The sequence below is a fragment of the Brevibacterium linens genome (genome assembly GCF_003999335.1).
Lineage (GTDB): Bacteria > Actinomycetota > Actinomycetes > Actinomycetales > Brevibacteriaceae > Brevibacterium > Brevibacterium linens.
This window is the reverse complement of record NZ_CP026734.1, coordinates 2,390,388-2,402,218: the sequence shown is the minus strand read 5'-3', so window position 1 is coordinate 2,402,218 and position 11,831 is coordinate 2,390,388. Positions and strand designations below refer to the sequence as shown.

Sequence of the window (11,831 nt, the reverse complement as noted above, 5' to 3'; positions counted from 1 at the left end):
TGGATATGAGATTTTCACCCTTCGAAGGTCTCTGTTTCAACACATCGACTGCGCTACGTCTAAATATTCAGTACTACAAGTTTCCTGATGAAAGTCTGGTTGCTCCCGAAGGTGTTGCGTCGAATTGTAGGGAAGGTGCATTCGGTAGCACCTGTGGACTGAACCGGTAGCAGGAGCGCGGGGACCCGGTAGCACTACTCCGGCACCCCGCGCTCCCAGCTTACGATCACGCAGGACTATCGGCTTCGGATTGTGGTCGAGTCTTCTTCCGCATGTTCGGGCCATCGAGTTGGACGATCTCGCTGACAGATACGAGCCGACTGAGTATCGACTCGGCGATGACGGCATCGTGGAGTGACTTGTACCAGTCCTCGGGGTCGAACTGGGATGTGACGATCGTGGCTCCGCGGCCTTCTCTGCTGGCAAGAATGTTCAGTATCTTCGCCGTCGTGTCCATCGAGATCGGAGTCGTGAGGAAGTCATCGAGAACAAGGACATCGCAGTTGCGCAGACTGTCGAGAAACCGCAATCCTCCAGGATCAGACGGTTGATAGACGGCTAACCTATTCCCCAGATCATCGAGCCGCCAGTAGGCGACGGTGTAGTCCTTCCGGCATGCAGCGTTGACCAGCGCTTGGGCGAGATAGGACTTGCCGACACTGGTCTTGCCGAGGATGACCACGTTCGTGGCATTGTCGATCCAGGCACAGGAGGCGAGGCGGTCGACGATATCGCGGGTCAGCGTCCGGTCGGGCAGGTACCGGATGTCTTCGACACAGGCTGCCGGATTCGGGGTGTGCGAGGCTTTGAGGAGTTTGTGGACGCGGCGTTCGGCCCGGGCAGCGAGCTCGATATCGAGAGCGTGGTGGATCTTGGCTGAGAACGTCCAGTCGTCGTAGTCGGAATCGTTGGCTATATCGATCACGGCTTGTCCGAACGCGGTCATCCGCAGCTGGGTGAACGTCGCCATGTCATCAGTGGTCAGGTGATTACTCATTGGTCGGATCCTTCCTCATCGTTCGTCAGCGCCGTCAGCCGGAATTGATCAACCCCAGTCAGGTGAGCCCGGCTGGTATCCCTGGACACCGTCGGGTCTGGTGCCGGTGATGGTGGTGGTGGTGTGACTGCCGGTCGTTGCTTGGCCTGAGCCCGAACAGCTGTCAGCTGGTGTTTGACCGCGGTGTAGCTGATCGGTCGGCGCTCATCGGCACACAGCGTTTGGCAGGCTTGTTCCAGCAGGGGCCTGTTGTCGCCCTTGCCCAGGGAGAGGATGTTCATGCAGGCTCTGAACCCTTGGGCTTCGATCTTCTTGGCATCAAGCAGCCGAGAGAGCGCTTCGACCGTGTTCGGTCCCGTCTTCGCGGCTTGGCGGAGGAAGTAGCCGCGAGTCCACAACCCAGTCGTTTGGCCTTGAGAGGCTGGGGCGTGGTCGGCGTCGGTGACATACGAGTGCTTCTTCGCAGCCACTCGGTGGTTGGCGATGATGCCGCCGGCGGCGAGGATGTCGAGTCGGGTGCCGATGATGCGCACATCCACAGTGGTGCCGACGAAGGATGCGGGCACGGAGTATTTGATGGTCTCAACCTGGATGTGCCAGTCGCGGGAGACTTTCGCCTTCTTCCAACTCACGTCCTGCCAGGGCTGATCGGGCAGGCCGAGCAGGTCGCCGGCTTCGTCGTCGGCGAACCAGTCCCGCCGGGATCGCGGTCGGCTGCGGAACGGAGTGCGGTCGTTGATCCACTCGACCCGGTCGCCGACAGCTTCATTGAGGTCATCAATATCGGCGAAGTGTCGGTCCGCGAGGTAGTGGATGATCCAGTTCGTGATGATCTTGACACCGGATTCGACGTTGGCTTTCTCCTTCGGTTTATAGGCCCGGGTGGGTACGGCGGCGGTGTTGTAGTGTTCGAGGAACCCGGCGTAGGAGGCGTTGACGTCGCGGGTCTTGTCGTACTTGCTGATCTGGTTCGACGCTGTTGAAGCATTGTCGGGGATGATGACCTGAGCGACACCGCCGAAGTATTCGAAAGCACGCCTGTGGGCATCGCACCAGGCGGAGAGTTTCTCGGCTCTTCGCAGTTGAGGGTGTAGAACCGGTGCGCGTCGCTACACAGAAATAGGTCGAGGCCTTTCGAAGATGGAAGTTCCTACACAAACCATCCGAAAGACCTCGACGTGCACCACCTTACGTTCTCCACCCCTGACCTCACCACGTTCTGCCACCTCGACAAACTCGGCCTGCACTGCACGGGCCAACACGTCACCGATTCAGAAACAGTTCTCCTGTGCACCCCAACCACTGACGATGAGTGGTGCCACCGATGCGGCGGACATGGCCGGCCCCGCGATACTGTGGCCCGGAAATTGGCTCACGAACCCTTCGGGCACCGTCCCACCACCCTGCTCATCCGACTCCGTCGCTACAAGTGCGAACTCTGTGGGCGCGTGTGGCGCCATGACACCGACCAAGCAGCCCCAGCCAGGGCCAAGATCTCGCGCACCGGACTCGCATGGGCTTTGAAAGCACTCGTTGTCGATCACGCCACGATCTCCGTCATCGCGGCCAAGCTCGCTGTATCCTGGCACACCGCTAATGACGCGATCCTGGCCGAAGGACATCGGGCTCTCATCGACGATCCTTCCCGGTTCGATAACGTGAGCGTCATCGGCGTCGACGAACATGTCTGGCGGCACACCAGACGGGGTGACAAGTACGTGACCGTGATCATCGATCTCACCCCGATCCGCGATCAGACAGGCCCAGCGAGATTGCTGGACATGGTTGAGGGACGATCGAAGGCCGTGTTCAAATCGTGGCTGGCCCGGCAGTCGAAGGCCTTCCGCGATGGAATCGAGGTCGTGGCGATGGATGGGTTCACCGGGTTCAAGACGGCTGCTGTCGAAGAGCTGCCGGCCGCGGTGGAAGTGATGGATCCCTTCCATGTCGTCAAGCTCGCCGGGGACAGTCTGGACGAGGTCCGCAGGCGTGTTCAGCAGGAAACGACCGGGCACCGCGGGAAGAAGGGCGACCCGTTGTATCAGGCCCGGCGGACTCTGCACACCGGGTGTCAGTTACTCACCGAGCGGCAGCAGCAACGGATCGTCGCTCTCTTTGCTGATGAGAATCATGCTGATGTGGAGGTGACCTGGAGCGTGTTCCAAGACATCATCACCGCCTACCGCAACCCGGACCGAACCGCGGGGAAGAAGTCGCTGCAGTCGATCATCGACTCCATCTCGTCCGGGGTGCCTGCTGGTCTTGTTGAGCTGCGCCGGCTGGGGCGGACGTTGAAGAAGCGGGCTATGGATGTGTTGGCGTATTTCGATCGGCCGGGGACGTCGAACGGTCCGACGGAAGCATTGAACGGCAGGCTGGAACACCTACGTGGATCGGCGCTGGGGTTCCGGAACCTCACCCACTACATCGCCCGAAGCTTGCTCGAGACGGGAGGATTCAGACCCCGATTACACCCCTAACTGCGAAGAGCCAGTTTCTCATCGAGGCAGCCGTAGGCGAAGATCATTCCCGAATAGGGCAGGGTGGCGACGAAGATCGAGACCTTCGTGACCGCGCGGGTGATCGGGTCGGTGATCCACATCGGGGTGCCGGCCCAATCGACTTGCATCGTGTGCCCCGGGATGTGCGTGATTGGGCTGGTGAGGTCGTGGGTTCGGACGTGTTCGGCGATGATCTGGCAGAACCGTTCATACCTATAGTGCCGTGCCGTCGGGGTCGGTGCTGGGGTGTTGAGGTAGCGGGCCCACAGCACTTTCAACGGTGGCTTCTTCCGCCCTATCCGGGCGTTGATGACGGCATCGATATTGATCGGAACGAAATCCCCGTCGGCGCTTTTGCGTCCGTCGGTGAAGAACCGGTCGAGGTCATCGATGGTGAGAGCATCGACTTGGTCCGTTGTCGTCAATGACTGATTCTTGACGATCGTGTGGGCTTTCGCGATCGCGCGGTGGGAACAGCTGGCCATCGCTTCGATCTGGCGGTAGGAGTAGCCCTGAACGATCAGGGAGAGAATGAGCCGGTAGTCGGCCATGAGCAGGATTCCTTTCACTGATCACGACTTCACTGTCGTGGGTGAAAGCAATCCTGCTCTACTGCTACCGGGTACTTACATAGCTGCTACCACTTCGTTACACAGGTGCTACCGAAAGCCGCTTCCGAACATCGAATTGCGCTTAGCGAAAATGTGGGCGGTAACCGGTCGACCCATACCTGTCGTCGCTTGGAGCCTTCGAAGCGTTGGTATAGAGCTGGGGCGAAGTCGTTCCAATTCAATGCGCGAAACGCGACGTGCATTGTGGAGTGTCGAGTCCGTGCCCATCTCATGGGCTTAGGACCTCACCGTGGGTTTCTGCACCGAGATCAGATAGTCAGCGCAACCACGCCCCTAGCCTCACGGCCTTCCGGTGGTTTGTAAACATCGGCAGCATCGGCCAATGCGAACGTCGCACCCACGTAGAAGGTCAGCCAGTCGTGTTCGATGCCGTTGAAGTGTATCGCGGAGCGTTTCGCCAGCTTCTCCGATGAGCGGACGGACGTACCATGCTGTAGGTAAGCGGTATTCGGTAGCACGCGTGGAACAATCCGGTGGGTAACCTCGCTACATCGTGGACACTGAACCTCACCACTTCGTTGCACGCGTGCTACCGAATACCGTTTCCCTACAATTCGGAGATGAGTGGGAATCTAACCGGCGCTCATGAAGGCTTCAATTCCCAGGAAACGAGGAAATGGGAAGTGCGCAATAGGTTCTGGTCCACGCATCTCTTCTAAGTCGATAATTTTGATTCCATTCTGGCGAAATATATCTAGATATGTTTCGAGCGGCCGATGTACATGGGTAGAAAGTTTTCCAAATTTATGATTGTTGGTCTTGAATGGGGCCTGCACGACTATTTCATTCTTGTAGTTGAATCCTTGATTGTCCGCATAGCCCCAGTACAGTGGCCAAAACGCCGGGTGAGTGATAGTCGCAACGATGCGTCCAGTCGGGGATATACGGGTAATTGCATGGCATATTCCGTTTAGATCGAGTGCGTCCATGAGAACCATATTGGCTACAACGAGATCGGCTTTGTAGTCAGGACTGATGGTCACAAAATGTTCTAAAGTGGTGTTGTGAAATTGAATCGTGCTGTCGTTTTTTCGCGCGATCTCAATGCTTTCTACGCTAGGGTCCACCCCGAGAACGGAAGGCGCGCGACGACCTAGTTGTGAGGTTAGCCTCCCTGTCCCGCACCCTACATCGATGACAGTCCGTGCTTCACGCGTTCGATTCAATATCCAAGGCTCGAGAATTTGTGCGAATGAGGCGTCGGCATTTGAGCTAATCTCCGAATCTCTTTCGTGGGCTATTGCATCCCATTCGCGAGATATTTCATCTTGAGTTATTGAATCTAGGAATTGGACCTCGTCATTCATGCGTCTCCCGCTCCGATTCTTGTTGGCTGTCGGTAGCGGATTGTTTTGCTAGTTCTATCAGGTCCTCGGCCAGATGAAATGCTGGATCGTCCTTGGAGTTGATTTCTCGTATCAAGTGGGCAGTATTTTCCCCATACCCTATAGCCACCCAGGAATCTGCTCGCGATTCGTTTACTAGAGTAAATCGGCTTCGAAATTTGAGTCCAGAAGTCCCGTAATAATATGCGGTTGCGCCTTTTTTGGTGAGGATTTCACTGAGCTCTATAGGTTTGGGCATTACAAGCACAAGGGACTTCAGCCTCGCCTTCTCTTCTAGTGCGTCCCGGGCATCTCCTGTGACCCAGCTTAGGTCATTCGACGATATTACGCAGCGACCGTCATTCTTGACAATATTCGTCATGTATTCGCGTATTTTCTCTTCCCGCTTTTTTCCCTTGAATCTATTCGGGGTGCTTTTCTGCGCCTGTCGAAAGTCCCACACCGCTGTCACTAAGGTCACACCTATTGCTAGAATTATTATCAGTGATTTAACTCCTAATGTTTTTAATGAGTTCATGTCGACCGCAAGGGCGATGGTTAGCCCAATGGTTACTATCGCTGTTGAGTGGGTGAGGGCGATGCGGAGCAAGTTTCACCTTCTATGAGTTTGTGAGTTTAGGTTTTGATCATTTCGATATTTTCATGTTTCTTAAGGCCCTAAGTCTTCGTGATGCTGCGCATTCTTCCGGCTCTGGTGGGGTCCGAGTTTCTCGTTTGTTCGCGAGTGTTCCGGGGCCTAGATGTTAGTTACTACTTCTGAATGGAAGGTTGTTGCCACTCTTGTCACCAGGGTTGACTATGTCACGCTGTCAGCACAACTTTGCCAGTTGTCTCGCGACCCTCCAGCGCCCGATGTGCATTCGCAGCGTCAGCCAGAGCGAACGTCGCGCCCACACGGAAGTTCAGCCAGCCGTGTTCGATGCCGTTGAAGAGCATTGCCGAACGTTTCGCCAGTTCCTCCGAACTGCGGACAAACCAGGCCAGCGATGGACGGGACAGGAAGATCCCGCCCGAGGAGTTCAGGCGCTGAATGTCGAACGGCGGGACCTGGCCCGACGCTCCACCGAAGAGCACCATCGACCCCAGCGGCTTGATCGATGCCAGCGACGCATCGAACGTGTCCTTACCGACCCCGTCATACGCGACATCGACGCCCTCACCGTCGGTGAGCTCCTTGACCTTCGCCGTGATGTCGACGCCCTCACCATAGAGGAACACATCGTCCGCTCCGGCCTTGCGGGAGAGCTCTGCCTTCTCCTCGGTGCTCACCGTCGAGATCACGTTGCCGCCCAAGTGCTTGATGATCTGGGTTAGCAGCAGTCCGACACCGCCGGCTCCGGCGTGAACGAGCGCCGTCTGTCCCGGCTTGATCTCATGCGAACTCGTCGCCAGGTACTGGGCCGTGAGTCCCTGCAGCGGCATCGCGGCAGCCACCTCGGCGCTCACACCCTCCGGCACGCGCAGCAGATTGTCCGTGTTCACGACGACCTGCGTCGCATACGAACCGGGAGCCTCATGCCAGGCAACACGGTCACCGACCTGCCAGGTCTCGACGCCCTCGCCCACCTCGGCGATCCGACCCGTACCCTCGGACCCAACGATGTGCGGGTACTCCATCGGATACACGCCCGAACGACGATATGTATCGATGAAGTTCACGCCCGCTGCCTCGACATCGACGAGCACCTCACCGGCACCCGGCTTCGGGGTCGGAACCTCACCGAACTCGAGGACCTCGGGTCCACCGGCCTGCATCGCACGAACTGCCTGGGTCATGACGCCTCCTGCATATAAATTAATTGCCTGGTATGGTTATACATATGAACGATCTTACGGTTGCCGTCTCCGGTGCCACCGGATACGCCGGGGGAGAGGTCCTCCGGCTGCTGAGCACTCACCCCCACTTGAACGTCACCACGGTGTGCGGACATTCCACCGCGGGTGAGAAGCTCGGCCGACATCAACCCCATCTTCCCCGATTCTCTGATCTCGTGGTCCAGGAGTCCACCGCCGAGGTGCTCGCCGGCCACGACGTCGTCATCCTCGCGCTCCCGCACGGTCAGTCCGGACAGATCGCCGCCGAACTCGAACAGACAAGCCCCGACACCCTCATCGTCGACCTCGCCGCCGACCACCGCCTCATCAGCGCCGCCGCGTGGGAGAGGTTCTACGGCTCCGACCACCAAGGCACCTGGACCTACGGTCTGCCCGAACTCCTCACCGTAGATGGCACGAAGCAGCGCGAAGCACTGAAGTCGACGAAACGCATCGCCGTGCCCGGCTGCAACGTCACTGCGGTGACGCTCGGACTCGCACCGCTCATTCAGGCGGGGCTCGCGGCGCCAGCTGGGCTCAATGCAGTGCTGGCCAATGGTGTCTCCGGGGCGGGAAAGGCACTCAAGCCACACCTCACTGCCGCCGAGATCCTCGGCAACGCGTCGCCCTATGGCACCGGCGGCACCCACCGGCACGTGCCCGAGATCGAACAGAACCTCAACGGAGTCCTCGGCGCCGACGCCGCCGACGGCCCCACCCGCATCTCATTCACCCCGACGCTCGTGCCCATGGCGCGCGGGATCCTAGCCACCATCACCGCCGATGCCGGCGAAGCCGCACCACGCACTGCCGAAGGTCTCCTCGACACCGCGGCGCTGAAGGAGCAGGTTGCCACCGCCTTCGACCAGGCGTATGGCGACGAACCGTTCGTCCGGGTTCTGCCCGAGGGCCAGTGGCCACAGACCGCCGCCACCACCGGGTCGAACGTCGCGCAGATCCAGTTCACCGTCGACGAACGAGCCTCAACAATCCTCGTCGTCGTGGCCCTCGACAACCTGGTCCGCGGCACGGCCGGACAAGCCATCCAATCCATCCACCTGGCCCTCGGTCTCGACGAGACCACCGCCCTTCCCCTCGAAGGAGTCGCCCCATGAGCGTCACCGCCCCACTCGGCTTCACCGCCGCCGGACTCACCGCCGGACTCAAACCCTCCGGTACCAAAGACCTCTCCCTGGTCATCAATAACGGCCCCGACACCGCCGTCGCCGCCGTCTACACCTCCAACCGTTGCAAGGCCAACCCCGTCCTGTGGTCCCAGAAGGCCTCGGCCAATGGGCAAGCCCGAGCCGTCGTTCTCAACTCCGGAGGAGCGAACTGCTACACAGGCGATTTCGGCTACGAGACGACGACGCTGACAGCGCAGACCACCGCCGAACTCCTCACCGAGGCAGGCACCGACATCCCGGCCGAGGACGTGCTCGTCTGCTCAACCGGACTCATCGGCGTCGGCGGTCAGGACTTCCGCGACTCCATCGTGGGCAACCTCGCCCCGCTTGTTGCGGCAGCCGACAACAGCGTCGAATCCGGCCAAGCCGCCGCCGAAGCGATCATGACCACCGACACCGTGGCGAAGGTCGCCACCCGCACCGGCTCCAGTGGGTACACGATCGGCGGCATGGCCAAAGGCGCGGGCATGCTCGCCCCAGGCCTGGCGACGATGCTCGTCGTCATCACGACCGACGCAAAACTCGACCGGACCGTGCTCGACCAGGCATTGCGTGCCTCGACGAGCCAGTCCTTCGACCGCCTCGACACCGACGGGTGCATGTCGACGAACGACACCGTCATCCTCATGTCCTCCGGCGCCCACGACGCCGATGTCGACGCGGGCGAATTCACAACCCTGCTGCGCGAACTCTGCCTCGACCTCATGCACCAACTCCACGTCGACGCCGAAGGCGCCCACCACGACATCGCCATTACCACCCGCGGCGCCGCCAGCGAACAAGACGCCGTCGAAGTCTCCCGCTCCGTGGCCCGGTCGGCCCTGTTCAAGGCCGCGATCTTCGGGGAGGACCCGAACTGGGGTCGCGTCGTCGCTCAGGTGGGGACCACCTCGGCGGAATTCGATCCCACCCTCATTGATGTCGCCATCAACGGCGTCCAAGTGTGCACGGCCTCCGGACCCGACGAAGACCCCGCGAACGTGACGTTCGGCCGCACCGTCGACGTCACCATCGACCTCCACGCAGGCAGTGACACCGCCACCGTGTGGACCTCGGACCTCACCCACGACTACGTCGAAGAGAACAGCGCCTATTCCTCATGAACAGCCCCGTAGACATGTCCACAAAATCCACGGCCGCCCGGCTCGCCGCAGCCCAGGTCAAGGCCGAAGCGCTCACCGAGGCGCTGCCCTGGATCAAGACCTTCGCCGGTGCCACGATCGTCATCAAATACGGCGGCAACGCCATGGTCTCCCCGGAGCTGCAGCAGTCCTTCGCCGATGACATCGCGTTCCTCCGCTTCGCCGGCATACGCCCCGTCGTCGTCCACGGCGGCGGCCCCCAGATATCAGCCATGCTCAGACGCCTGGGCATCGAATCCGAGTTCAAAGCCGGGCAGCGCGTGACCACCGAGGAAGCCGCCGAGGTGATCCGCATGGTGCTGTCCGGCCAGGTCAACCGCGATATCGTCTCCCGGATCAACCAGAACGGCGACGCCGCGATCGGTCTGTCCGGTGAGGACGCGGACCTCCTGCTCGCGAACAAAACCACCGCCGAGGTGGACGGCGAGACAATCGACCTCGGCCGAGTGGGCGAGATCGCCCAGGTCAACACCACCGTGCTCACCGAACTCCTCGACGCCGGACGCGTCCCCGTCATCTGCTCCATTGCCTCCGAGATCGGGGGAGAGGCCGGGAAGCCGCTCAACATCAATGCGGACCTGGCCGCCTCGGCGGTGGCGAAGGCGCTCAAGGCACACAAACTCATCATGCTCACCGATGTGCCCGGCCTTTACGCGAACTGGCCCGACACGTCCTCGCTCATCTCCCGCATCGACCCGGACAAGCTGCGCGAACTCCTGCCCTCGCTCGATTCGGGAATGATCCCGAAGATGACCGCGGCGCTCGAGGCGATCGAGCACGGGGTCAAGCAGGCTCACATCATCGACGGCCGGATGGCGCATTCCCTACTCCTCGAGGTCTTCACCTCGGAGGGCATCGGCACCATGGTCGAAGACACCATCGTCGAACCCGCACCGCTGGGCGACGGGCACAAAGGAACACAGGAGGACGACAATGAGTGAAGCCACGCACCAGCAAGCCACAACGGATCAGGCACAGACCTGGCGCGATGACTTCTCCCGCGTCCTCTCCCCGGTCTTCGGCTCACCCCAGCTCGACCTCGTCCGCGGTGAAGGCTCCTATGTGTGGGATGCCGCGGGCAAGCAGTACCTCGACCTGCTCGCCGGCATCGCCGTCAACGCCCTCGGCCACTGCCACCCCGCCTGGGTCAACGCGATCACCGAGCAGGCCTCGACGCTCGGCCACATCTCGAACTTCTTCACCTCCCCGGCCCAGATCGGCTTGGCCGAGAAACTCCACGAGATCCTCAACCTGCCGGCCGGGTCCGCCGTGTTCTTCTCGAACTCGGGAACCGAAGCCAACGAGGCGGCCTTCAAGATGGCCCGCCGCGCCGCCGGCGGGGGACGCCCCTTCATCATCGCCGTCGAGGGCGCCTTCCACGGCCGCACCATGGGCGCCCTCGCACTGACGGCGAAGGAAGCCTACCGCGAACCCTTCGCCCCGGGCGTCCCCGGAGTCGTTCACGTGCCCTACGGCGATGTCGAAGCGCTCGAAGCGGCGATCAATGAGAACACCGCAGCCGTCTTCATCGAACCGGTCCAAGGCGAGGTCGGCGTGCGGACGCATCCCGCCGGCTACCTCACGGCGGTGCGGGAACTGACGACGAGGGTCGGGGCGCTCATGATCCTGGACGAGGTGCAGTCGGGCATCGGCCGCACCGGCTCGTGGTTCGCTCACCAGGATCCCGAGATCGGTGAGGGCGTCACGCCCGACATCATCACCTCGGCGAAGGGGCTCGGCGGCGGCATGCCTATCGGCGCAACCATCACCGTCGGCGACGCGAATACTGGTCTGCTCGAAGCCGGCCAGCACGGCACGACCTTCGGCGGCAACCCTCTGTCGTGTGCTGCCGGGCTCGCCGTGCTCGAGACCATCGAGAAGGACAACCTGCTCGACCACGTCACCGAGGTCAGCGACTGGCTCAAGGCTCAGCTGGCCGAGGTAGACGGAATCGGCGAGATCACCGGCAAGGGACTGCTGCTCGGGCTCGAACTGACAGCCGGTGCGTCAGATGACAGCGCAACAGGAGCGGCCGACGCTCAGGTTCCGGACTCGAAGGCCGTGGCCGGCCGCGCGCTTGAGGCCGGATTCATCATCAACCCCGTCGCACCGGGACGCGTCCGCCTCGCCCCGCCGCTGACCATCACCACCGACGAACTCACCCCGTTCGTCGAGGCCCTGCCCGGCCTCATCACCGGCTGAGCCGCACCC

The 11,831-nt window shown here is 61.0% G+C and carries 12 protein-coding genes; 6 read left to right on the top strand and 6 right to left on the bottom strand.

Going from position 1 to position 11,831, the window contains the following annotated elements; translation table 11 throughout:
- Nucleotides 1-226 precede the first annotated feature (226 nt).
- Together CXR29_RS10905 and CXR29_RS17690 are read right to left on the bottom strand one after the other, a co-directional pair.
- Entirely contained in the window at nucleotides 227-997 is a 771-nt protein-coding gene (locus tag CXR29_RS10905) for an ATP-binding protein (RefSeq protein ID WP_127364524.1), read from the bottom strand.
- Entirely contained in the window at nucleotides 994-1,629 is a 636-nt protein-coding gene (locus CXR29_RS17690; RefSeq protein ID WP_241241420.1) for a Mu transposase domain-containing protein, read from the bottom strand. The genes CXR29_RS10905 and CXR29_RS17690 overlap by 4 nt, the downstream gene beginning before the upstream one ends.
- Here CXR29_RS17690 and CXR29_RS17685 point away from each other — a divergent pair.
- Nucleotides 1,591-1,980 (top strand): hypothetical protein, encoded by a 390-nt coding sequence (locus tag CXR29_RS17685; RefSeq protein WP_241241419.1) that lies wholly within the window; start codon nucleotides 1,591-1,593, stop codon nucleotides 1,978-1,980. The genes CXR29_RS17690 and CXR29_RS17685 overlap by 39 nt on opposite strands.
- Before the next feature lie 195 nt (nucleotides 1,981-2,175).
- Complete coding sequence (locus CXR29_RS10895) at nucleotides 2,176-3,477, top strand: ISL3 family transposase (RefSeq protein ID WP_127364523.1); 1,302 nt, start codon at nucleotides 2,176-2,178, stop codon at nucleotides 3,475-3,477.
- On the opposite strand, the gene CXR29_RS10890 is transcribed toward CXR29_RS10895, so the two are convergent.
- The 4 genes from CXR29_RS10890 to CXR29_RS10870 form a co-directional block, all read right to left on the bottom strand.
- Nucleotides 3,474-4,049, bottom strand: coding sequence for a hypothetical protein (locus CXR29_RS10890; protein WP_127364522.1), 576 nt, complete (start codon nucleotides 4,047-4,049; stop codon nucleotides 3,474-3,476). The genes CXR29_RS10895 and CXR29_RS10890 overlap by 4 nt on opposite strands.
- A gap of 653 nt (nucleotides 4,050-4,702) precedes the next feature.
- Nucleotides 4,703-5,437, bottom strand: coding sequence for a class I SAM-dependent methyltransferase (locus tag CXR29_RS10880; RefSeq protein ID WP_127364521.1), 735 nt, complete (start codon nucleotides 5,435-5,437; stop codon nucleotides 4,703-4,705).
- A complete protein-coding gene (locus tag CXR29_RS10875; RefSeq protein WP_127364520.1) occupies nucleotides 5,430-6,065 on the bottom strand; it encodes a hypothetical protein in 636 nt (211 codons plus the stop codon). Before CXR29_RS10875 ends, CXR29_RS10880 begins: the two co-directional genes overlap by 8 nt.
- 212 nt (nucleotides 6,066-6,277) lie before the next feature.
- Nucleotides 6,278-7,252 carry a quinone oxidoreductase family protein gene (locus CXR29_RS10870; RefSeq protein WP_127364519.1) on the bottom strand — a complete coding sequence of 325 codons (975 nt, stop codon included), beginning with the start codon at nucleotides 7,250-7,252 and terminating at the stop codon, nucleotides 6,278-6,280.
- Between the two features lie 44 nt (nucleotides 7,253-7,296).
- Here CXR29_RS10870 and argC point away from each other — a divergent pair, with 44 nt between their 5' ends.
- The 4 genes from argC to CXR29_RS10850 are packed head-to-tail and all read left to right on the top strand — an operon-like array spanning nucleotide 7,297 to nucleotide 11,822.
- On the top strand, nucleotides 7,297-8,406 hold the full coding sequence (argC, locus tag CXR29_RS10865; RefSeq protein WP_127364518.1) for an N-acetyl-gamma-glutamyl-phosphate reductase: 1,110 nt from the start codon (nucleotides 7,297-7,299) through the stop codon (nucleotides 8,404-8,406).
- On the top strand, nucleotides 8,403-9,581 hold the full coding sequence (gene argJ, locus CXR29_RS10860) for a bifunctional glutamate N-acetyltransferase/amino-acid acetyltransferase ArgJ (protein WP_127364517.1): 1,179 nt from the start codon (nucleotides 8,403-8,405) through the stop codon (nucleotides 9,579-9,581). The genes argC and argJ overlap by 4 nt, the downstream gene beginning before the upstream one ends.
- Before the next feature lie 14 nt (nucleotides 9,582-9,595).
- Nucleotides 9,596-10,561, top strand: a complete 966-nt coding sequence (gene argB / locus CXR29_RS10855; RefSeq protein ID WP_164742807.1) for an acetylglutamate kinase — start codon at nucleotides 9,596-9,598, stop codon at nucleotides 10,559-10,561.
- Nucleotides 10,554-11,822, top strand: coding sequence for an acetylornithine transaminase (locus CXR29_RS10850; RefSeq protein WP_127364515.1), 1,269 nt, complete (start codon nucleotides 10,554-10,556; stop codon nucleotides 11,820-11,822). Before argB ends, CXR29_RS10850 begins: the two co-directional genes overlap by 8 nt.
- The last annotated feature ends 9 nt before the right edge of the window (nucleotides 11,823-11,831 follow it).

Coding starts and splice junctions, on each gene's coding strand:
- CXR29_RS10905 (WP_127364524.1), bottom strand. CDS start 997: ATGAGTAATCACCTGACCACTGATGACATGGCGACGTTCACCCAGCTG.
- CXR29_RS10890 (WP_127364522.1), bottom strand. CDS start 4,049: ATGGCCGACTACCGGCTCATTCTCTCCCTGATCGTTCAGGGCTACTCC.
- CXR29_RS10880 (WP_127364521.1), bottom strand. CDS start 5,437: ATGAATGACGAGGTCCAATTCCTAGATTCAATAACTCAAGATGAAATA.
- CXR29_RS10870 (WP_127364519.1), bottom strand. CDS start 7,252: ATGACCCAGGCAGTTCGTGCGATGCAGGCCGGTGGACCCGAGGTCCTC.
- argC (WP_127364518.1), top strand. CDS start 7,297: ATGAACGATCTTACGGTTGCCGTCTCCGGTGCCACCGGATACGCCGGG.
- argJ (WP_127364517.1), top strand. CDS start 8,403: ATGAGCGTCACCGCCCCACTCGGCTTCACCGCCGCCGGACTCACCGCC.
- argB (WP_164742807.1), top strand. CDS start 9,596: ATGTCCACAAAATCCACGGCCGCCCGGCTCGCCGCAGCCCAGGTCAAG.
- CXR29_RS10850 (WP_127364515.1), top strand. CDS start 10,554: ATGAGTGAAGCCACGCACCAGCAAGCCACAACGGATCAGGCACAGACC.